This window comes from Eubacterium sp. F2 (genome assembly GCF_046244355.1).
Lineage (GTDB): Bacteria > Bacillota > Clostridia > Peptostreptococcales > Anaerovoracaceae > Aminicella.
Map to the genome: position 1 here is coordinate 1305380 of NZ_CP176393.1, position 22467 is coordinate 1327846.

Annotated in this window: 18 protein-coding genes and 2 pseudogenes; 19 read left to right on the forward strand and 1 reads right to left on the reverse strand. The window is 51.3% G+C overall.

Annotated elements, in window-relative coordinates:
* The first annotated feature begins 7 nt into the window (after window positions 1-7).
* The 18 genes and pseudogenes from ACI77B_RS05430 (at window position 8) to minD (ending at window position 18834) form a co-directional block, all read left to right on the forward strand.
* On the forward strand, window positions 8-865 hold the full coding sequence (locus ACI77B_RS05430) for a histidinol-phosphatase HisJ family protein (RefSeq protein WP_409335888.1): 858 nt from the start codon (window positions 8-10) through the stop codon (window positions 863-865).
* A gap of 575 nt (window positions 866-1440) precedes the next feature.
* Window positions 1441-2238: a F0F1 ATP synthase subunit A gene (gene atpB / locus ACI77B_RS05435; RefSeq protein ID WP_409335889.1), complete on the forward strand. Its 798-nt coding sequence runs from the start codon at window positions 1441-1443 to the stop codon at window positions 2236-2238.
* Between the two features lie 2 nt (window positions 2239-2240).
* A complete protein-coding gene (locus ACI77B_RS05440) occupies window positions 2241-2465 on the forward strand; it encodes an ATP synthase F0 subunit C (protein WP_178264153.1) in 225 nt (74 codons plus the stop codon).
* 123 nt (window positions 2466-2588) lie between these two features.
* Window positions 2589-3092, forward strand: coding sequence for a F0F1 ATP synthase subunit B (atpF, locus tag ACI77B_RS05445; RefSeq protein ID WP_409335890.1), 504 nt, complete (start codon window positions 2589-2591; stop codon window positions 3090-3092).
* A 26-nt stretch (window positions 3093-3118) separates the two neighbouring features.
* The gene (atpH, locus tag ACI77B_RS05450; RefSeq protein ID WP_409335891.1) at window positions 3119-3661 is read left to right on the forward strand and encodes an ATP synthase F1 subunit delta; all 543 of its coding nucleotides are present in this window, start codon (window positions 3119-3121) and stop codon (window positions 3659-3661) included.
* 60 nt (window positions 3662-3721) lie between these two features.
* Window positions 3722-5242: a F0F1 ATP synthase subunit alpha gene (gene atpA / locus ACI77B_RS05455; RefSeq protein WP_409335892.1), complete on the forward strand. Its 1521-nt coding sequence runs from the start codon at window positions 3722-3724 to the stop codon at window positions 5240-5242.
* A 19-nt stretch (window positions 5243-5261) separates the two neighbouring features.
* On the forward strand, window positions 5262-6155 hold the full coding sequence (gene atpG, locus ACI77B_RS05460) for an ATP synthase F1 subunit gamma (RefSeq protein WP_409335893.1): 894 nt from the start codon (window positions 5262-5264) through the stop codon (window positions 6153-6155).
* Between the two features lie 20 nt (window positions 6156-6175).
* Window positions 6176-7555, forward strand: a pseudogene (atpD, locus tag ACI77B_RS05465) (F0F1 ATP synthase subunit beta); the annotation flags it as partial.
* 146 nt (window positions 7556-7701) lie between these two features.
* A complete protein-coding gene (locus ACI77B_RS05470; RefSeq protein WP_409335894.1) occupies window positions 7702-7968 on the forward strand; it encodes a F0F1 ATP synthase subunit epsilon in 267 nt (88 codons plus the stop codon).
* Window positions 7969-8766: 798 nt separating this feature from the next.
* Complete coding sequence (gene tig / locus ACI77B_RS05475) at window positions 8767-9918, forward strand: trigger factor (RefSeq protein WP_409335895.1); 1152 nt, start codon at window positions 8767-8769, stop codon at window positions 9916-9918.
* A 437-nt stretch (window positions 9919-10355) separates the two neighbouring features.
* Window positions 10356-10784, forward strand: a pseudogene (gene nrdR / locus ACI77B_RS05480) (transcriptional regulator NrdR); the annotation flags it as partial.
* Window positions 10785-10853: 69 nt separating this feature from the next.
* Window positions 10854-11516, forward strand: coding sequence for a (d)CMP kinase (gene cmk / locus ACI77B_RS05485; RefSeq protein WP_409337702.1), 663 nt, complete (start codon window positions 10854-10856; stop codon window positions 11514-11516).
* 315 nt (window positions 11517-11831) lie between these two features.
* The gene (gene radC / locus ACI77B_RS05490) at window positions 11832-12584 is read left to right on the forward strand and encodes a RadC family protein (protein ID WP_409335896.1); all 753 of its coding nucleotides are present in this window, start codon (window positions 11832-11834) and stop codon (window positions 12582-12584) included.
* Window positions 12585-12680: 96 nt separating this feature from the next.
* Window positions 12681-13727: a rod shape-determining protein gene (locus ACI77B_RS05495; protein ID WP_409335897.1), complete on the forward strand. Its 1047-nt coding sequence runs from the start codon at window positions 12681-12683 to the stop codon at window positions 13725-13727.
* A gap of 58 nt (window positions 13728-13785) precedes the next feature.
* Window positions 13786-14604, forward strand: coding sequence for a rod shape-determining protein MreC (mreC, locus tag ACI77B_RS05500; RefSeq protein WP_409335898.1), 819 nt, complete (start codon window positions 13786-13788; stop codon window positions 14602-14604).
* Window positions 14604-15122 (forward strand): hypothetical protein, encoded by a 519-nt coding sequence (locus tag ACI77B_RS05505; protein ID WP_409335899.1) that lies wholly within the window; start codon window positions 14604-14606, stop codon window positions 15120-15122. Before mreC ends, ACI77B_RS05505 begins: the two co-directional genes overlap by 1 nt.
* 13 nt (window positions 15123-15135) lie before the next feature.
* Window positions 15136-17886, forward strand: coding sequence for a peptidoglycan D,D-transpeptidase FtsI family protein (locus ACI77B_RS05510; protein ID WP_409335900.1), 2751 nt, complete (start codon window positions 15136-15138; stop codon window positions 17884-17886).
* Window positions 17887-18063: 177 nt separating this feature from the next.
* Entirely contained in the window at window positions 18064-18834 is a 771-nt protein-coding gene (minD, locus tag ACI77B_RS05515; protein WP_409335901.1) for a septum site-determining protein MinD, read from the forward strand.
* A gap of 195 nt (window positions 18835-19029) precedes the next feature.
* Here minD and ACI77B_RS05520 read toward each other — a convergent pair whose 3' ends face one another.
* A complete protein-coding gene (locus ACI77B_RS05520; protein WP_409335902.1) occupies window positions 19030-20136 on the reverse strand; it encodes an FtsW/RodA/SpoVE family cell cycle protein in 1107 nt (368 codons plus the stop codon).
* A 763-nt stretch (window positions 20137-20899) separates the two neighbouring features.
* Here ACI77B_RS05520 and rny point away from each other — a divergent pair.
* A complete protein-coding gene (rny, locus tag ACI77B_RS05525) occupies window positions 20900-22465 on the forward strand; it encodes a ribonuclease Y (protein WP_409335903.1) in 1566 nt (521 codons plus the stop codon).
* The last annotated feature ends 2 nt before the right edge of the window (window positions 22466-22467 follow it).

A 22467-nucleotide genomic window follows, 5' to 3' on the forward strand; every position in this document is an offset into this window, starting at 1 on the left:
GGAAGAGATGGCTGAACGCATTCGCGGCCTGATCGGGCCGGCGGGAAAATATAATCTGCACACGCATTCGGTGTACTGTGATGGAAAAGACAAGCCGGAAGACATGGTAAAGCGGGCAGTTGGACTTGATTTTCAGCTGCTGGGCTTCTCCGGACACAGTTTTGCGCCTCACGATCTGGACTGCTGCATGACGGCAGAGGGAGAAGAGGCCTATCGGAAGGAAATCCTTGGTCTGAAAGAGAAATATGAAGGGCAGATCGACATCCGGCTGGGCATTGAAAAGGATCTCTACGCAGAGGATTCGCTGAAAGAGACCGGGATGAAGGCAGCAGAAGCCTTTGACTATGACTACATCATCGGCTCCACCCATTATGTAAAGAAAGACGGCGGTTATTTCAGCGTGGATGATACGGCGGAAATCATGGAACGCGCCATTGAAGAGCATTTCCGGGGAAGCGTCAGAGACTACGTGGAGTGTTACTTTGAGACGGAAGCGGACGTTCTGGAGAAAACCGGCGCAGACATCGTCGGGCATTTCGATCTGGTCTGCAAATTCAATGAAGGCGGGTACTACTGGGACGAGAAGGCTGAGTGGTACAGAGACTGCGGAATGGCGGCTCTGGAGAAGATTGCCTCCCAGAGATGCGTCCGTCGGAAGGGGATTTCGGATTTTCTGGGTGAAGAGGGAAAGCCGGTGTTTGAAATTAATATGGGCGGCATGGCAAAGGGATACCGTTCAAGGCCCTATCCGGATTTCTTTTTCCTGGACCAGATTCAGAAACTTGGATGCCCGCTGATCTTATCCAGCGACTGCCATAACAGGGAATTCCTGGATTACCGCTTTCAGGATTTCAAGCCGGAGTAGGCGGAGAAAAAAATATGATATGCATCAGAATAAGCTGCCCCGCATGGAAAAATTCCGGCGGGGCAGCTTATTCTTTCTGCCGTCAGAAAATGAAAAACAGGAGAAAAATCAGAACACTATGATAGACTGCAGCACAAAATGTATTGAAAACTATGCAGAAGTTACATAAAATTCGGCTTTGAAAGGGAGCGTTTTATGTAACTTCATCACAGAAACTCCTTAATTGACAATATATGCTAGAAAAGCTGTTGTCAAAAAAATAACTAGGTTTACAATTTACATGGAAATTTACGGGTAAAAATTTGTGTATATCACAAGTTTCACGCAAATCCCCGTTTTTCAACTTAATAATTCTTAGGAATCCATTAAGAAGAAATAAGCAATATGTAGTTTCTGTGTGGATGTCACTTTATCGCTTTACTTTCATAACAAAATGATTAAAATAGCTTTCAGCGAAGTTAGGAAAAGCTCCGCTGCAGATTCCCGATTCCGTCAGTGACTCCCGAAACAGTGCTGCAGAACTGTATTTCAGGGTGCGCGAACGCAGGATTCTGCTGGAAAAAGGAGGGAAAGCCGTGATTGATTTAAATCATATCGGACCGAGGATTATCCTCACGTTCGGAAATGGTCACGTCTTTCTGAGTGAGAGTGTCTGCTTTGAGATTCTGATCTGCGTGATCTTATCGATACTCGGCATCTGGATGGGAAGCAATCTGAAACCGGTCCCAAAAGGGAAACAGGCAGTTGCAGAGACCATCGTCGGGTTTATCTATAATTTTGCACACACGAATCTCGGCAAAGAAACAGGAGATGTATACGCACCGTACCTGGGAACGCTGATCATCTTTCTGCTGTTTGCCAACAGTCTGGGACTTCTCGGACTGCGCCCGGTAACAGCGGATCTGAACGTTACCGCCGCCCTTGCGCTGATGTCCTTCCTGATCATTCAGGTCAGCTCGGTAAAACACCTGGGCTTCAGAGGACGACTGCGTGAGCAGACGGATCCGTATCCGTTCATGATCGTCATGAATATTATCAGTGACATTACATTCCCGGTAACGCTTGCACTGCGACTGTTCGGAAACATCTTCGGCGGCATGGTCGTCGTCGACATGTGGCTGGCGTTCATGGGCAAGCTGAGTCTGAAATTCTGCTCCGTGCCGATCTTAAGGTGCGTGACTGGAATTCCTCTGAACTGCTTCTTCGATATCTTCGAACCAGTCATTCAGGCGTATATCTTTACTGTATTGACTGCTGTCAACCTGAACAGCGCTCTTGCCGGAGAGATGCCCGAGACAGCAGAGAAGCGCAGACAGAAGAAGCTGCGCCGTCAACAGAAACGTGAGCTGAAATCAGCTGAACAGGAGGCATAATAATGGGTGGACTTATCGCAATCGGTGCAGGACTCTGCATGGGTCTTGCCGCAATGGGTGTAGGAATTGGACAAGGTATTGTATCAAACGGAGCGATGCACGGAATTTCCCGTCAGCCGGAAATGAGCAACAAGATGGTTGCTTACATGATCGTCGCCATGGCCATCATGGAGACCGCGCTGGTATTAGGATTCGTTGTCGCACTGATTCTTTTAGCCAAGATTTAGTGTATTCAATGCACAGTATACGGACAAAAGGCAGCCGGGCCAGGAGTTTCCGGGACGGATGTACCCGGCGTTTCCTTGCCGGTCTGGCTTTTGTCTATAGAGTAATATGAAGGAGGTCAGAGGATGAAAGTTACACAGGGATTGTTTGAATTCAACTGGAATTTCCTGTTTGCGATCATCACCTTCCTGGTGCTGTTCGGCATCCTGAAGCACTTCTTCTTCGAGAAAGTGCATAATTACATGGAAGCCAGAAGCAAGTCTGTACAGGATACACTGGATCACGCAAGTAAGACGAGCCGGAAAGCAGAGAAGAAGCTGAAGGCTTATGAGAAACAGATTGCCGGTGCAGAGGAAGAGGGACGTCAGATCATTCAGGATGCCCGTAAAGAGGCACGAGTGCAGGCGGACCGCATTGTCGACGAAGCCAATGAAGAGGCGCATCAGGCAGTTATGCGCTCGCAGCAGGAAATTGAGCGTCAGCAGCAGGCTGCAAGACGCCAGCTGCGCAGGGAAGTCGGCGATCTGGCCGTAGAAGCAGCCGGCAGAATTATGGAGAAGGAAATTACTCCTGAAGACCATAAGGAGATCATCGATAAAGTATTGAAGGATGCCGGTGAGAAGAAGTAACCGGATCCGGAAGAGGTGAAACGGCTATGGAAATTGCAATCGCTGAAGTATACGCGAGAGGCTTGTACGGTGCCGCAATCGACAGCAAGAATACCGGAGAAGTCCGGGATGAGCTTCACCAGCTGGAGAGCATATTCAATGACAATAAAATGTTCTGCAGATTTCTGCAGGATCCGGCGATCTCTAAGGTCATTAAAAAACAGAAGATAGACGAGATTTTCAAAAATAAGATTACCGATATCAATGAGAATTTCCTCTGTCTGCTGGTAGATAAAGGCCGTGTCGCGCTGTTCCACCAGATCGTGAAAGAGTACGACGCAATTGATGACCATGAGAAGAACGTCGGTGAGGGCGTGATTGAATCTGCCGTTCCGCTGAGCGATGATGAGATGGACCGCTTTAACCGCGAGATTTCAGACTTCTATCATAAGAAGATCAGGCTGCATAATCGGATTAACAAGAGTCTGATTGGCGGCGTGAAAATTTACGCGGAAGATCAGCTGATGGACGCTTCGCTGAGAAGCCGTCTGGAAGAGCTGCACGAGAAGATTCAGAACGGATCGCTTTAACGGAAGCCATCTGAATGATGCGGCGGAGATAAGCCTGGAAAGTCGGGGAGGAAGATCGTTATGGATTTAAAACCTGATGAGATCAGTACATTAATAAAAAACGAAATAGAAAATTACAGTAGTGAATTAGATGTTTCCGATTTCGGCCGCGTTATGCAGGTCGGAGACGGAATCGCCAGAGTTTACGGCCTGCGTAACTGCATGTCCGGAGAACTGCTGAAGTTCCCGCATGATGTGTACGGCATGGCCCTGAATCTGGAGGAAGATAATGTCGGAGCCGTAATTCTGGGCGATGACTATGAAATCGGCGAGGGCGACATCGTCAAGCCGACGGGACAGGTTGTGCAGATGCCGGTCGGTGAAGAAATGATCGGCCGTGTTGTTGACGCGCTGGGCCGTCCGATTGACGGAGGCGCTGCCATTCATACGGAAGAATCCCGTCCGGTTGAGTGCCCGGCACCGGGTGTTCTGGACAGACAGCCGGTAGAGCAGCCGATGCAGACAGGAATCAAGGCCATCGACTCCATGGTTCCTATCGGAAAGGGTCAGCGTGAGCTGATCATCGGAGACCGTCAGACCGGAAAGACCGCTCTGGCTGTCGATACGATTCTGAACCAGAAGGGAAAGAATATGATCTGCATTTATGTCGCAATCGGACAGAAACAGTCCACGGTTGCACAGCTGATGCAGACACTGAAAGACCACGGTGCCATGGATTACACCACGATTGTATCCGCAACGGCCAGTGCCGCAGCGCCGATGCAGTACATTGCCCCGTACGCAGGATGCGCGCTGGGTGAGTATTTTATGTATAAGGGAAGGGACGTGCTGATCATCTATGATGACCTGTCCAAGCACGCGGTGGCATACCGTGCAATGTCCCTGCTCCTGAGAAGACCGCCAGGGCGTGAAGCTTATCCGGGAGACGTTTTCTATCTGCACAGCAGACTTCTGGAACGTGCCGCAAAGCTTTCTGACGAACTGGGCGGCGGTTCGATGACGGCAATTCCTTTGATTGAGACGCAGGCAGGAGACATTTCCGCCTACATTCCGACCAATGTAATTTCCATCACCGACGGACAGATCTTCCTGGAATCGGAGTTGTTCTTCTCTGGACAGCGTCCGGCCATCAATGCCGGAATTTCCGTATCCCGTGTAGGAGGAAAAGCACAGATCAAGGCCATGAAGAAAGTTTCATCCAAGATCAAGCTGATCCTGTCCCAGTACCGTGAGCTGCAGTCCTTTGCACAGTTCGGATCGGATGTAGATCCGGCCACAAAGAAGAGTCTGGAGCACGGCGCTACACTGATGCAGATTCTGCGTCAGCCTCAGTATCATCCGCTGGATGTCGCCGATCAGGTTATGATCCTGTATGCGGCCATTCACGATATGCTGGACGAAATTCCAAATGAGAGACTGGGACGTTTCGAAGAGGAGTTCTATCCGTATATGAACGACCGTTATCCGGAAATCGCGCAGGAAATTCATGAGACCGGCGACCTGACAGAAAAGGCGGAGAAGTCTCTGGTAAAGGGAATCAGCGCGTTTAAGGAGCAGTTTAAGAAGGAGATTGAACAGTAAAGGAAGGCAGGTGTGAAGTATGGCGGAACATATGCAGGACATTAAGCGCCGTATCCGGAGCATTCAGAGCACTGAGCGCATTACCAACGCCATGAAGCTGGTTTCTGCCTCCAAACTGAGGATTGCGAAAGCAACGCTTCTGCACAGTCAGTATTATCTTCAGCGTCTGATTGGATCCGCTCAGGACGCCTTTGCGGATGCCTCACAGGTGCCGCAGCGCTACATTCTGGGCAGGCGGGAAGTAAAAACGACCTGTTTTGTGGTCATCACAAGCAGCAGCGGACTTTGCGGGTCATTTAACGGAGATGTTATCCGTGCCGCCCAGGAAGCCGTTGACCACTGTGATCACAAGGTCAGGATGCTGTGTCTCGGATCCCGCGGCGAAGAATATTTCAGACGCCGCGGATACGAAATGCTGGACAGTAAGCTGGATGTAGACGCCTTTGCGGATAAGGTCGATTACAGTGCCGTGCACGAAATCGCCCAGCCTTTAATGCGCGAATTCCACGAAGGTAAGATCGATGAGATCGTCTTCGTGTCCACAGCTTACATCAATCCACTGGTGCAGAAAGTCACCACACAGCGGATACTTCCGATCGATGTGAATAAGCTGAAGAAGAAAGAAGATAAGGAAGTAAAGAAGAGCGGATTCCGCCACCCAGTTGAATACGACCCTTCTCCGGATGCCGTGTTTGCATACCTGGTTCCGGAATACGTCGAGCTTCAGCTGTACAGAGCAGCAATTGAGTCCGTGACCTGCGAACACGCCGCAAGACGTGAGGCAATGGAGAACGCCAACGACAATGCGTCCGATCTGCTGGATCAGCTTCAGACGCAGTACAACCGCGCTCGTCAGACACAGATCACCAACGAGATTATCGAGATCGTATCCGGTTCGGAAGCGATGGGTTAGAAATAGAGGAGGTAAGATCATTGAACAAAGGAAAGATTCATGAGATTATCGGACCAGTTATAGATATTAAATTTAAGCCGGACGAACTTCCGGAACTGATGAACGCCATTGAGATCAAGACGAAGGACGGCGGAAAAATCGTCGCCGAAGTCGCTCAGCATAAAGGAGACGACCAGGTTCGCTGCGTTGCCCTGTCCTCCACGGACGGACTGTCCAGAGGCATGGAAGCGGTAGACACAGGCGCTCCGATTTCCGTACCCGTTGGAAAGAACGTCCTCGGCCGTCTGTTCAACGTACTCGGTGATCCGATCGACCGCAAGGGCGAGGTAAAGTGCGAAGAAAAATGGCCGATTCACAGAAAGGCTCCTGCCTTCGAAGACCAGGATACATCATCCCAGATTTTCGAAACAGGAATCAAGGTCATCGACCTGATTGCCCCATATACACGAGGCGGAAAAGTTGGTCTGTTCGGCGGAGCTGGAGTAGGAAAGACCGTCCTGATTCAGGAGCTGATTCACAATATCGCTACAGAGCGTAACGGAATTTCCGTATTCGCCGGCGTTGGGGAGCGTACCCGTGAAGGAAACGACCTCTACGGAGAGATGTCTGCATCCGGCGTTCTGGATAAGACCGCCATGGTATTCGGACAGATGAACGAGCCGCCAGGGGCCAGAATGCGTGTCGCCCTGACCGGACTGACCATGGCCGAATATTTCCGTGATCACGAGAAGCAGGACGTACTGCTCTTCATCGATAATATTTACCGTTTCACCCAGGCAGGTTCTGAGGTATCCGCCCTGCTGGGACGTGTTCCTTCCGCAGTAGGCTACCAGCCGACACTGGCCAATGAAATGGGTGACCTGCAGGAGAGAATCACCTCCACCAAAGATGGATCCATTACCTCCGTTCAGGCGGTATACGTTCCTGCAGACGACCTGACCGACCCTGCGCCGGCCACCACATTCGCCCATCTGGACGCGACCACCGTTCTGGACCGTTCTATCACCGAGCTGGGCATTTACCCGGCCGTTGACCCGCTGGCATCCACATCCAGAATCCTGGATCCGCTGATCGTCGGCAAAGAACACTACGAGACCGCGCGCCGCGTACAGGAGATTCTGCAGAAATATAAAGACCTGCAGGATATCATCGCCATCCTGGGTATGGATGAACTGTCCGAAGAAGATAAGAAGACCGTTTCCCGTGCCCGTAAGATTCAACGTTTCCTGTCCCAGCCGTTCACCGTTGCGGAGCAGTTTACCGGCATGAAAGGCCGTTACGTTCCGCTGAAAGAGACCATCGCAAGCTTCCAGGGCATCCTCGACGGTAAATACGACGAGATCCCAGAAGAAATGTTCCTCTTCGCCGGCGGAATCGACGACGTCATCGAGAAATATAAGAAGTCGAGGGCCGACAGCCAGGTTTCCATGGCCGGAGCAGCAGACGAGGACGACGATGAGGACGACAGTGCAGAAGACGCTTCCGGCAAAAAGAACTAAGCAAGAGGCCGAAACGCTCTGAGAGTATATAATGCGGAGGAATCGAAATGGCTCGTAAAGTAAAAGTAGAGGTAATGACTCCGGAAGAATTATTCTACTCCGGTGATGTAAATTCCGTTACCGTACGGACAATCAGCGGTTCAGAAGGATTCCTTCCCGGACACGAGTGGTGCTGCAAACTACTGGCCGAAAACGGATCCCTGAAAATCCGCGAAGACGGCTCAAAAGTCAGGACAGCCGATATCAAAAACGGATACATCGAAGTCCGTGACGATATTATCGTGTTCTGCGACCAGGCGGAATGGAATAAATAACCGGTTATAATATAATAGGAAATCCCCGGACCTGCCGGCAATTCAGCGCCGGCAGGTTCGGGGATTTTTCTGCTGTCTGTCGGTCAGACGATAACAAGCTTCCCGGACAGACGGCTGTCACAACCGTTGTGCCTTAGGCGGCTGGGATCAAGGCTGTCCGTGTATATAGTTATACACGTGCCATCATCCTGTCTTGCTGACCTGTCTTGTCATTCTGTCTCAGGCGGCGAGACACAGTGAGCATAGTTCAGGCGGAAGCTGGGATCAGATTTCTCAGGACTCAGCAAATGAGTCGGCATCACAGAGCATGTTCTTCATTTGTTTTGACCGGGAAGATGTGGTGAAAATATCCAAAAACCGACAAATCCCCCAAAGGGGGATCTGCCGGTTGCGATATTTATTATTAAGAAAGAACGTTCAAGCAATGATCACTCACCACTTGACAACATCATTATACACTGAAACAGACAGGTGGAATGTGTTGGATTTGTGAAGATTTGATTCTTGCAAATGTTTTTTGACGAAATAGATAATCTATAATACATATTAGAATTGTAGGAATATGACGGCGGCCAGACCGGACCGGGAAAGCAGATAAATACAGCTGCGGAGCCCGTTTGAGTGTGATGTGTCCATAGATTTCTGCTGTATCTGTGGAATTTCTGTGAAATACAAGGAAGAGGTTTGAATTAGGGCTGTATTGATGATAGAATATGCAAAGATGTGTGCATGCAGAGGGTGCTGATCCACCCAGTGCGCATGGAATGATCATTTGTAAATTTAAGGAGTAATAGTATCATGACCAAAAAGAAAAAAATTGTAATTATCGTTCTGGTCATTATCGCTGCACTGGCAGTGATCTTCGGATGCCTGATCAAGAGCGGTTATTTTTCTGCGTCAAATTATCAGCATCTGAATTATGACAAGTATGTTAAGGTCGGAAAGTATAAGGGTCTGACTTATACCAAGACGAAGGCGACCGTAACGCAGAAAGAGATCAACGCACAGATCAAGTCCAATGTCCAGGCAAAGGCAACGACCAAGACCGTAAAGAAGGGCACGGTCAAGAAGGGCGACACCGTCAGCATCGACTATGTTGGAAAGATCAACGGAAAGACCTTCAGCGGCGGATCCGCAAGTGACTATACACTGAAGATCGGTTCCGGCACAATGATCGACGGATTTGAGAGCGGACTGATCGGTGAGAAGGTCGGAAGCAAGGTTAAACTTCACCTGACATTCCCGAAGAACTACAGCACCAAGAAGCTGAGAAACAAGAAGGTTGTCTTCACGGTTACGATCAACTCCAAGAAAGTCACCGAGACACCGACATATAATACAGCTTTTGTAAAGAAGTACACCAACTATAAGACCAAGAAGGCTTATGAGGCTTCCATCAAGAAACAGCTTCTGTCCAGCAAGGAGCAGCAGAACGAGTCCACCATCCAGAGCACACTCTGGCAGCAGATTCTCTCCAGCTCCAAGGTTAAGAAGTACCCGAAGCGTCAGCTGAAGTATGAGAAGCAGAAGCTGGATGATAATTATACCAAGGCTGCCAAGCAGTACGGCATGACCAAGAAGAAGCTCCTGAAAGCCCAGGGCATGACGGAGAAGGACATCACCACACAGGCAAAATCCACGGTCAAGGCCAAACTGGTCATTTACAGCATTAAGAAGAAGGAAAACATTAAGTTCACAGACAAGCAGTATAACAACGAGCTGAAGAAAATGCTGAAGAACGCCGGATTCACTGAGAAGTCCTTCAAGAAGCAGTATAACCAGACGATCGAAGAGTATGCTGAGGACAACGGATTCAGAGAGAGTATGATCCTGACCAAGATCCTGAAGAAGGTTGAAAAGTGGGGCAAGCCGCAGACAGAGTCCTCTTCCTCCAGCAGCAATTCCAGCAAGTCTTCTTCCAACAGCTCCAGCAAGTCCTCTTCCAAGTAAGGAATAAGGATTGAATTCCCTTTACTTTATAAGGGAAGCCGGAAAGGGAAAACTGAAAAGCGAACATGCGGGCTGCCGCCCCGGGAAAGAAAATGAACATCCCGGAGCGGCAGTTTTTTCGTGCTTTCCGGCGGATGACAGTACGCTGCCAGATTTCTGTCCACTTCATAAGAGACGGAGAAAGCTTTCTATTTCATAATCTGCCAGTCTGGACAACAGCCCGCTGATGGGTTTATATCTGCCCCTGCTGTCAGAAAAGATGCAGATTATCGCCTCTTCTTCCAGTAATGAGGAAGACAGGCCGTTAAATTCCGGCGGAGAATATAAAATCACGATAAACACATAGAAAACACTGTGGTAAAGTGCGCTATACTATAGTAAAATGAGTGGATGTGTTTTAAAGCTAACAGCTAAGAGCAGAGAAAGGCGGAGAAAATATGAAATGCCCATTTTGCGATCATGGCGGAACCAGAGTCATTGATTCCCGACAGACAGACGACGGTCATGCGATCAGAAGGCGCAGGATCTGCGATCACTGCGGGAGGCGGTTTACAACCTATGAAAAGGTCGAGGAGTCGACACTGATGGTTGTAAAAAAAGATGGGCGCAGAGAGGCGTTCAGCCGCAGCAAGGTCATCGGAGGCATCGTCAAGGCGACGGAAAAGCGTCCGGTTTCCATGAAGCAGATCGAGGAGATGGCGAGCCGGATTGAGCGGAATCTCAGCAGCCGGATGGATAAGGAAGTTCCGAGTGAAAAAATCGGCGAGCTTGTCATGGACGAGCTCAGAGCAGTCGACCAGGTTGCCTACATCCGCTTTGCGTCCGTGTACAGACAGTTCACAGACGTTGAGACTTTTGCCAGAGAGATCGACAAGCTCCGCGCGGAGCATAATGAACAGGAGGACTGGAAAGTGACAGCATTGCCTGAAGGAGAAATTATCCGCATCGCGATAGACGGACCGAGCGGCGCCGGAAAGAGCACGATTGCCAAGAAAGCAGCGGAAAAGCTGCATGTTGACTACATCGATACCGGCGCAATGTACCGCGCAGTCGGACTGAAAATGAGAAGAGAAAACATTCAGCCGGAAGATGAGAAAGCGCTGAAGGACATGCTGGGGCGCACAGAGATCAACTTCATCGACGGAAAGATTTATCTGGACGGAAGAGATGTGGAGAAGGAAATCCGCACGCCGGAAATTTCCGCAGCAGCTTCAGAATGCGCACAGGTGGGCGCAGTAAGAGAGAAACTGGTTGCCGTTCAGAGAAAGATCGGCCATGAAAAAAGCGTCATCATGGACGGCCGCGACATCGGCACCAACGTCTTCAAGGACGCGCAGTTCAAGTTCTACCTGACGGCAGAACCGGAAGAACGCGCCCGCAGAAGATATAAGGAGCTGCAGGAACGCGGAGAACACGTCAGCTATGAAGAAATCCTGAAGGATGTAAAAGACAGAGATTACAGAGACACGCACCGCAAGCTCAACCCTCTGAAAAAAGCCGACGACGCAATGGAAATCGATTCCACGAACATGAACATTGAAGAAGTCGTCGATGAGATCTGCACATCCATTCTGGAGCGGTGCAATCACGCCCAGTAAAGGGAAGGATCCTTTAACGCGTCTTGTATAATGACGGGTTCGATGGTATAATTTAAATTACGGTTCTGCGCTCCGATGCAGAATAAGGCAGAACCGGCGTACGTGTGTAAGAGTCATCTGGAAGATGACGGAAGTCAGCAGAAGGCGCATGCTCAGAAGGCGTAAGCAGTCTGCTTCCTGCGGAAATGTAAAATCTGCAGGGAAATCGGATCATAGACATGTAAGGCAGAAACGGTCAGGACTTCACGGGAGTTCGATCTGTACTGCCTGAATATGTACAGGTGACCGGCCGGACGGGAAAGGATGGAACGATACATGAGTATCCAGTCAATGCCGCCGGCTGAACGGCCGCTTGAGCGGGGTCTCTCCCTTGGCGTTCAGGCTTTGTCGAATATCGAGCTGCTGGCTCTGATTATCCGGACGGGAACGCGGGAGCAGTCGGCGCTGACTCTGGCGGAAGAAATTATCACGCTGTGTCCAGGAGGTCTGTATGATCTCGGGACACTGCAGAATGAGGATCTGAAGAAGATCCGAGGCATGGGCGATGCCAAGGCCATGGCCGTGCGGGCTGCCGCAGAACTCGGAAAGAGGATTGCAGCAAGCCGTCAGCCGGAAAGGGCCGCGGCGGGAAGCCCCCAGGAAACAGCAGATCTGTTTATGGAACGCCTGCGTTTTGAGAAGAAAGAGCATTTTATCTGCGTCTGTGTCAATCAGAAGTGTGAGATGCTCGGCTGGGAAGAGGTTTCCGTCGGGGAACTGTCCAGCGCGCCGGTGCATCCGAGAGAAGCGTTTCTGAAGGCCGTCAGGATGAGCGCTGCGGGCGTGATTTTCCTGCATAATCATCCGACGGGAGATCCGGAGCCGAGCCACGCGGACTTTCAGGTTACAGAGAGGCTCGTGCAGTGCGGGCGGCTGCTGGGAATCCGGGTCCTGGACCACATCATTCTGGGAGACGGGGTCTTTCAGAGCATGACGGATCTGGGCGTGATTCCGCAGGATTTCTACGAGGGCGAGCGCACAGGCGAGGACGGAGAGGCGGACTCCATAAATAAACGCGGCCTGCAGTAAACCGGCAGGCGCTGCATTATTGAGTTTATTCATTGGGATGTTCAGCATTCCGCTTAATACATACATATTGACATCAGTTGGAGGTATTTGCATAAGATGGGTATGTTTAAAATCATGACGAAGGACATGGGAATCGATCTGGGTACAGCGAACACGCTGATCTATATCAAGGACAGCGGAATCGTGCTGAACGAACCGTCTGTCATCGCGTTTGACAAGCGCAGCGGAAAGGTACTGGCTGTCGGTCTTGAGGCAAAAAACATGATCGGCAAGGCGCCGACGAATATTGAGGTCGTCCGTCCGCTGAGAGACGGAGTCATTTCCGATTTTGACCGGACAGCCGATATGCTGACCAAGTTTATCGAGAAGGTTGTTTCCTCCAATAAGGTAAAGAATTTCCGAGTTGTAGTCGGTGTGCCGAGTGGTGTCACAGATGTTGAGAAGAGAGCGGTAAATGAGGTTGTCCGTCAGCTGGGCGCTTCTGAGGTGTACATTCTGGAAGAACCGATGGCAGCAGCGATCGGTGCCGGACTGGACGTAGACAGCTCCAATGCCTGCATGATTGCCGACATCGGAGGAGGCACCAGTGACATCGCGATCATCGCTCTGGGCGGAATCGTTGCGTCAAGCTCCATCCGCTATGCCGGAGACAAGTTCAACGAGGCGATCATCAACTACATGAGAAAGCGTCACGCACTGGCCATCGGAGAGCGTACAGCCGAGCAGCTGAAGATGAAGATCGGATGCGCAGAGCTTCCTGTTGATGAGGACGGAAATGAAATCATCGAGACCACCAAGGCAAGCGGAAGAGACCTGATTTCCGGACTTCCTAAGACCATTGAGGTTTCCAATAAAGACATGATGCTGGCGCTGCAGGAATCTGTAGAGGTCATTGTAGACGGTGTAAAGACAACCATCGAGAAGGCACCGCCGGAAGTTGCCGCAGACATTGCCAACAACGGCATGATGCTTTCCGGAGGCGGCGGACTGGTCAGAGGTCTTGATCACGTGATCTCCAAGGCCACGGGACTGAAAGTCACAACTGCAGAGAATGCGTTCGAGGCGGTTGCGGCCGGAACCGGAATGAGTCTGAACGACATTGAAAAGCTGAAAATTTATGCGACAAGCGTTCGCAGAGGATAGAAGAGAGACAGGCGGCCGGCACGAACCGGCCGTTTGTCGTCATCGGGGGTAATTCTCTATGAGGTGGATCAGAGAACATAAAGTTGTTAGTTTTCTATTAATCGTTATTGTGCTGGCGCTGGGATTTATTATTTTTGCGGCAGCAACAGGCGGAGACGGCGGAGTAATCTCCAGCACAGCCGGTACGGCAGCCGGCAAGGTGATGCAGCCGTTTTCATCGCTGGGACATAAAATTCACAACGGTTTCGCATCCTTCGGTTCTGCGGGATCGCTGAAGAGTGAAAATGAGAAACTGAAAAGAGAGAATGAATCACTGAAGCGCCAGGTCGCATCGCTGACCATGTCGCAGAATGAAAAGAGCGATTTACAGTCGCTGAAAAAAGCGCTGAAATACAAGGGAACCGGAGATTCAACGGAGCTGGTTTCCGGCGATGTCATCGCCATGGACGGAACCAACTGGATGAACATGCTCACCATCAATCTCGGCCGGAATAACGGCGTGAAGAAGGGAGATCTGGTCGTCAGCGGCGATGGACTGGTCGGCACGGTAAAATCAGTCGGTGCCGGATGGTCTAAGGTTGCCACACTGAAAGATCAGGACCTGCAGCTCAGTTTTATGGTTAAGAGCAATCATAAAATCCTGGGTCTCCTGACCGGCAGCACAGCCAAAACCCTGACTGGATACACGCTGGACAGCAGCGCGACGATCGTCCAGGGCGATACCATCGTTACATCTGGAATGGGAAGCTACCCGGCCGGAATCACCATCGGAAAAGTTACGAACGTCCGTTATGACAGCAATCAGCAGCTGCAGAAGATCACCGTCGCACCAGCGGTTGACTTTGAGTCTCTGCAGCAGGTTGCCGTACTGATATAATGACCGGATTTTCCAGTCTGAAAGATTCCTGGAAGGGCATCATCGCATTTACGGCGGCACTGGTGCTGCAGCCGTTCCTGCACAGCCTCTTTCCGGGAATACAGACGCCGAACATCATTCTGATGCTGACGGCTGCGCTGACCATGGTATACGCAGATAATCTGCTCTGGATGGTCATGGGAATGATCTATGCCCTTTTGGAAGACGCGGTTTTCGGTTTGTTTTTAGGTATCGGCATGGTCTCCACATTCGGTGTGATCCTGCTGATCCTGTTTACCCGGCATCTGTTCAACAGCAGAAGCGCACTGGTCGCGCTGATCGTTTCGATTCTTGTTACTCTGGTCTATTCTCTCCTTTACTGGGGTCTGGCACATGCCGCTTCCAGTCCGTACAGTTTTATGACGGCATTGAAGACCATGCCGGAACAGATCGCGGAGAATACGATTGTATTTATGCTGATTTACTGGCGCCTGTCCGTAGACGAGCATAAGAGAAACAAGAAAAACTGGTATATCTAGTGAGGTTTAGCGAATGAATAGAAATCGCAGACATAATGTATTCAGTAACCGATACTATATGATCGTCGGCCTGATTCTGGTGCTGATGTTCATTCTGGCTCTCCGCCTGTTCATTCTTACCGTTGTTCAGCACGATAAGTGGGACAAAAGTGCATCCAGCCAGAGTACAAAAATGATCTATACATCCGCGCCGCGTGGAAACATCTATGACAGAAACGGCCAGGTACTGGCCAGCAACAAACAGATTTTTTCTGTCACCTTCAGTTCATCCAGCAGTGACTCGAAAAAGATCAACCGGAATATCCTCAAGCTGATGCGTCTTCTGGAAAAAGACGGAGACACTTACATCGATGAATTCCCGATCAAGATCAAGAAGAACGGATCCATGTACTGGACCTACGATAAACAGCTGAAAGACTGGCTGAAATCTGAGGATCTGAATGAAAACCTGTCCGCAGAGAAGGCGCTGCAGGCACTCCGCACCCGTTACGGAATCCCGACCAGCGAAACCCGCTACGAGGCGATAGAGGAACTGCAGAACACTTACAACGTCACCGTTCCGATTACACCATCGACCATGACCTACACCTATGATTCAGAGAAGACCAATTTCCTGAACAAGTGGGGCTGCTTCTCCAGCAAGCAGGCCTCAAAAGGTGTATCCGCAAGGAAAGCATTCGACACGCTCTGTAAGAACTTCAAGATCAGCAGCAGCCTGAGTGATAAGGATGCCCGGAAGATTCTCATCGTCAGAAACGAGATGAAATCCACCGAATCCTATATCGCGGCAACCGTTGCCAAGGAAGTCTCAAAGAAGACCATCGTCAAGGTGGGGGAGAACACCATTCCGGGTGCGTCCATCCAGTCGCAGTATAAGCGGTATTACCCGAATAAAAATACCGCCTGCCATGTGCTCGGCTACATGGGAAGCATTTCCGAGAGCAACAGCAGCTATTACGTCGACAAGCTGGGCTATTCCTCGACAGACCTGATCGGAAGTTCCGGCATCGAGTCCGCCTATGAGACCTATCTGCATGGAAAGAGCGGCGTAAAGAAAATCCTGGTCAACAGCAGCGGTCAGTATGTAAAGACAATCAGCAAGAGCAAGCCGAAGAAGGGCAAGGACGTCTACCTGACCATCGATCTGAATCTGCAGGAGGCTGCAGAAAGCGCCCTGAAGGGCGCCATCAGCGCGGCAGGTTCCCAGTGCCAGAGCGGCGCCACCGTTGCCATGGACACCAAGACCGGAGAAGTTCTGGCCATGGCCAGCTATCCGAGCTATAACCCGAATATCTTCGCGAGCGGAATTACAAGCAAGGCATGGAAATCCGTTCAGGCGAAAAACACCCGTGATTCCCTTGCGCCTGCGCCTTTGTACAATAACGCGACCATGGCGTCTGTAGCGCCTGGGTCTACCTTCAAGCCGATCACAGCCCTGACTGCGCTGGAATGCGGCCTGAATCCGAATCAGTATATCACCGACCCGATGTACATCGAACTGGGCGGCCATAAATGGGGTACTGCACAGTACAACGACGGCGGCGGATCCTACGGTGCCGAGAACCTGGAACTGGGACTGCAGCACTCCTCTAACACCTATTTCATTTCCATCGGAACCGGATACAACTGGGGTGCAAAAAAGTCGCTGGGCTATAAGAAGAAGATCACGATCCCGAGAATCATCGGCATGTCGAAGAAATTCGGCCTGGGCCAGAAGACCGGAATCGAGCTGTCTGAGTCGGTTACACCGTCTCCGACCAAGGCCCGCAAGCTCGCAACCTATAAGACGAGTCTGTGGAGCTACCTCTACAACAACGCGCATACCTACTTCCCGAAGGATGTATACACGAACTACAGTAAGCTGAAGAAGAACATCAACACCATCTGCAGCTGGATGGAGGACAATCCGTCCTACACTAAACTGATTTCCAGACTGTCCAGACAGACAGACATGAAGCAGGGCAAAATAGCAGCCGCAGCATCGGTCATTAAATACACCTACTTCGCCCAGGCCACATGGACGATCGCCGACCAGTTCAATATCAGCATCGGACAGGGAGACAACGCCTACACACCAGTTCAGATGTGCACTTACATCTCCGCCCTGGCCAACAAGGGCGTCTACAACCGCGCCAGCCTGGTATCTGGCGTAGAGAATAAGGGAACCGTGGACAAGTCTGCCGACCGCAGAACGATCAAGCTGAAGAAATCAACCATTCCGGCCGTCGTCAAGGGCATGAAGCGAGTTGCGAAATACGGAACCCTGCAGACCGTCTTCGGAAGCTATAAATACTCCGTAGCCGGAAAGACCGGAACCGCGGAGAACCAAGGCACACCGCAGCCGGCCAGCGAGATCAAGTATCTGAAACAGCACCTAGCGTCCTACAACAGCCAGGCAGGCACCAGCGTCACCTGGAAGCAGGTCGATAAGAATATCAAGAAACTCCTGCGCGAGCAGCCAGAGGTCTACTCTTCCGAGGAAGACGCCGCCGACATGGCACTCCGCATGGCCAGCAAGTACAAGATCACCACAAAGATGATCGACGCGGACAAGGGCTCCTACGACTACTATTCCTGGACCGAGACCTTCGCGCCGGCCGACAATCCGCGCATCGCAGTCGTCACCCTGCTGATTCAGGGAGGCACATCCATCCACGCGGCCCCGGTCAACAAGGCCGTCCTGACCAAGTACTTCCAGCTCTACGGCAAGAGCAGCGGAAAGACCAGCACCACAACACAGACAGGAACCAACACGGCGGATTAACCTCTGCCGTTTTCCCCCACGGGACAAAAAACACCCGGCAAGAGGGCGGAAAAGTCCGGATGGCGCAGCGAAAGCCTGCACATCTGAACACGGTAAACCGCGCGAAGCACGGAAACAGCAGAGCATATACAAGCATATAAAGAGAGACACAGATTCATTCACACATTGGAGGCAAAAATGGGCAAAGTCTACTTAATTGCATCGGGTAAAGGCGGAACAGGAAAAACCATGTTCTCCGTGAATCTCGGCGCGACATTCGCCCTTCACGGGCTCAGCGTCGTCATCCTGGACATGGACATGGGCATGCGCAACGTAGACCTGTACTGCGGACTGGAAAACAACGTCGTCTACGATGCCTACGACGTCATGACCGGACTCTGTAAAATCAAACAGGCCCTCGTCAGAGACTCACGCTTCGAGAACCTGTACATCATGGGCGCCACACCGATGCGCGACGACGGCACCATTACCCCGCTCCACTGCAAAGTCCTCTGTGAAAAACTGAAAGAGATGTTCGACATCGTCATCATCGACGCCCCGAGCGGCATCGACGACGGCCTCGTCACCGCCTCCGGCGGAGCAGACGCCGCCGTCATCGTGACCACACCAGAATATGCCGCCCTGAGAAACGCCGACTCCGTAGACAGAGAACTCCTCCAGCTCGGCATCCGCGAACGCTACGTCGTCGTCAACCGCGTCATCGCCGAACTCATGCGCCAAGGTTACACCCCAAAACTGGAAGAAATCACCCAGATGATGCGGCCGGAACTCATCGGCGTCATCCAGAGCGACCGCAACATCAACATTTCCACCAACTTAGGCGTCCCGATCGTCCTGAAACCAGACACCTATATCCGGAAAAACTTTGAGCTCATCGCACGGCGCCTGCTGGAGAACATACCGGCAGAGCCCGCCAGAGCAGATGAAATGCAGGATTTGCAGAAATAACAGAAGCAGCAGCAGACAGATATGAGAACTGTGCGGCTGCTTCTCGTCGTTTTTGCTGTCTGCTGCCGGCACAGAAAACGTAAAAAATAACGAAGAAAAGCGCACCGTATGCATATACGTTTGCGTTTTTCTTCGTTATAACACGAACGTTTTCTATTGCCGGCCAAATCGGAATGGTTTGAAGAACCCGGCTGCTTAGAATTCGATCAGCCGGCTCCTGTCCCTCACCGCCAGTATAAATCCCAGCGCCATCATATTACACAGAATCGACGTTCCGCCGTAGCTCAGGAAAGGCAGGGTGATTCCGGTAACCGGCATGATGCCCATGGTCATGGCGATGTTCTCGAAAATCTGGAAGATGAACATGCCGATGAAGCCAACGACGATCAGGGCGCCGTAGAGGTCAGCGGCTTCCAGGGCGATGCGCATGAAGCGGACCATCAGATAAGCGAAGAGGCCGATGACGACCAGGCCGCCGATCAGGCCCAGCTCCTCGATGATTACGGAGAAAATGAAGTCCGACTTCTGAACCGGAATAAAGTTCAGAGCCTTCTGCGTGCCGTGGAAGAGGCCTTTGCCGAAGACACCGCCGGAACCCATGGCGATCTTGGATTCGTAAACCTGATAGTTGGATCCGATGCTCAGGTTGTCCGGGTGCAGGAAGGAACTGATACGTTCCTTCTGATAGGTCGCCATCACCATATATGCCGGCGGAATCAGGCAGGCCACGATAACCAGGAATTTTGCGAAGACCTTGAGGTTCAGTCCGGCAAAGAATACCATGGCAAGCCACATGGTCATGAATACCAGCGCACTTCCCAGGTCTTCCTTCAGGACGATGCCGATGATCGGCGCAGCCAGAATACCGGCTTTGAGCAGACCCCTGAAATTGTAAAGTTCATCATGGTGTTTGTTCAGGTAGTCCGCCATAAACAGGCAGAACAGAACCTTTACGATCTCGGACGGCTGAACAGTGGTGAACCCCAATGTGATCCAGGAACGCGCACCGAACTGCGTGATACCGAGACCCGGCACGTAAACCAGAAGCAGCAGGAAGAGGGAGAAAATATACAGTTTCTTTATCATTCCCTGAAAGATCTGGTAGCCGATGGCCATAATAATCATCATCAGGCCGATGCCGATGACATAGGAGCCGCCCTGCACGATGGTGTTGCGGTTCCAGAACGGACTCGTGTCGATCGTCGTGCTTCCGATCATCAGAAGACTGAGGACCATGAAAGCCGCCACGATGCCCAGACATATTTTATCAGCGCCCTTGAAGCGCGAGATTATATAACGCATGAATTTCATCCCTTCCGATTATATGGAATACTTGACATAAAAACCACTAGAACATTATAATGTAAAAGATGTAAGTATATCAAGGCAGAATTGCAGAATGGTGTATCGCTATTAAACGATATGTCCGGCTGCCGGCGTAAGTCGCTTGTTTATCAGCGTTTACGACGCGCCCGGATGTGCATTTCCACCTATCTTAGAATATACAGAATATCACATTTACGGGCCGTTTTCCGGAAGTTTAAGAAAGATTTAAGATCTTTTTTTATTATACATTCTGCAGCACATCGTATGCGGAACAGAGGGCAGACCATGCCCATGACACGGACAGAGAGAAAGTCCGCGTGCCGGCGAGGCATGCGCCTTTCAGATGAGCCGTTTACATAACAGAAAATCTTGAACATCTTCAACCTTAGAACCTTTCGGGAGCGAGTCCGGAGCAATTTTAATACCGCCGGACTGTGTTTTGTTGCCGATCTGCGACAAAATCCAAACGCAGCAAGAGTAAAGCCGGCTTGAGAAAGCCGCTTTTTTTCTGCCTTCGAAGGAGATTTTTCTGAGAATAAGGATAAATTGTTAATCGGCAATAGACGATGTGGATGCAGGCGCCAGAGATGAAAAACTGTAAGCCTGTGGCAGGGCCAGCAGGAATCCCAGGGTATCGCAGGGAGTGCAGGCGCATGCAGCTTGCTGAACACGCGTCTCAGAAACCGCAGGGAGCACATACACAGGCAGAGGACGGCAGAATCGTAAGAGAGTTGAATAGATGGAAGGAGGTGCTTCCTTGACAGTACCAGTTTTCGGTCTGATCATCGGAATCGTCCTGGCGCTGGTTCTGGGCGTTTTGATCGGCTACATCATCCGCAAGAATGTCGGTGAGAAGGTCATCGGAAGTGCAGAGCAGCAGGCGAAGAATCTGATTCTGGATGCGAAGAATCATTCAGAGACGATCCGGAAAGAGATCACATTAGAGGCTAAGGAAGAAGCACACAAGATCCGTGATGACGCGGATAAGGAAGTAAGAGAGCGCCGCAGCGAGGTTGCGCGGCAGGAGCGCCGCATCCAGCAGAAGGAAGAGGCGGCGGACAGAAAGCTCGAGCAGTTTGAGAAGCGTGAAAAGCGCATGGCTTCTCAGGAGCAGGAAATCGAGAGAAAGAAGCAGAAGGCGGAAGAAACCCTGCAGCAGCAGGTTCAGGAACTGGAGCGTATTTCCGGATATACTGCAGAAGACGCCAAGCAGATTATTCTGGAGAAGGTCGAAAAGGACTGCCGCCACGAGGCGTCCAGAATGATCAAGGAAATCGAATCCCAGGCCAAAGAAGAGGCCGACGAGAAGGCAAAGAACATCATCACCGGCGCCATCCAGAGATGCGCGGCCGACCAGGTTGCAGAAAGCACCTTGTCCGTGGTTAATTTGCCGAATGATGACATGAAGGGCCGCATCATCGGACGTGAGGGCCGCAACATCAGAGCGATTGAGACACTGACGGGTGTGGACCTGATTATCGACGATACGCCGGAAGCCGTCATCATTTCCGGGTTCGATCCGATCCGGAGAGAAGTTGCGAGAATCGCGCTGGAGAAGCTGGTCATGGACGGACGTATTCATCCGGCCAAGATCGAGGAAATGGTCGAGAAGGCACGCCGCGAGGTTGCGCACGTCATCAAGGAAGAGGGCGAGCAGGCAACTTTCGAGACGGGCATTCACAATCTGCACCCGGAGCTGGTCAAGCTCCTGGGACGCCTGCATTTCCGTACTTCCTACGGACAGAACGTCCTGCAGCATTCCATCGAGGTTTCCCACCTTGCCGGCCTGATGGCGGGAGAGCTGGGGCTGAACGTCAAGCTCGCTAAGCGCGCGGGTCTGCTGCATGATATCGGAAAGGCCCTGGACCACGAGTACGAGGGAACCCACGTCGACATCGGAATCCAGATTTTGAAGAAATACAAGGAAAGCAGCGCGGTCATCAACTGCATGGCTTCCCACCACGGCGACTACGAGCCGAAATGTATGGAAGCTGTCCTGATCGCAGCCGCGGATGCCCTGTCCGCCGCAAGACCGGGCGCTCGCAGAGAGACGCTGGATGTTTACGTCAAGCGACTGGAGAAGCTCGAGGACATCGCAAACACGACGCCGGGTGTATCCAATTCTTACGCCATTCAGGCGGGCCGTGAGATCAGAATCATCGTCAACCCGGACGAGGTTCCGGATGATGAAATGCCGCTGCTGGCGCGCAATGTCTCCAAGCGCATTGAGTCTGAGCTCGAGTATCCGGGCCAGATCAAGGTCAATGTCGTCCGCGAGACCAAGGCCGTCGACTACGCGAAATAACG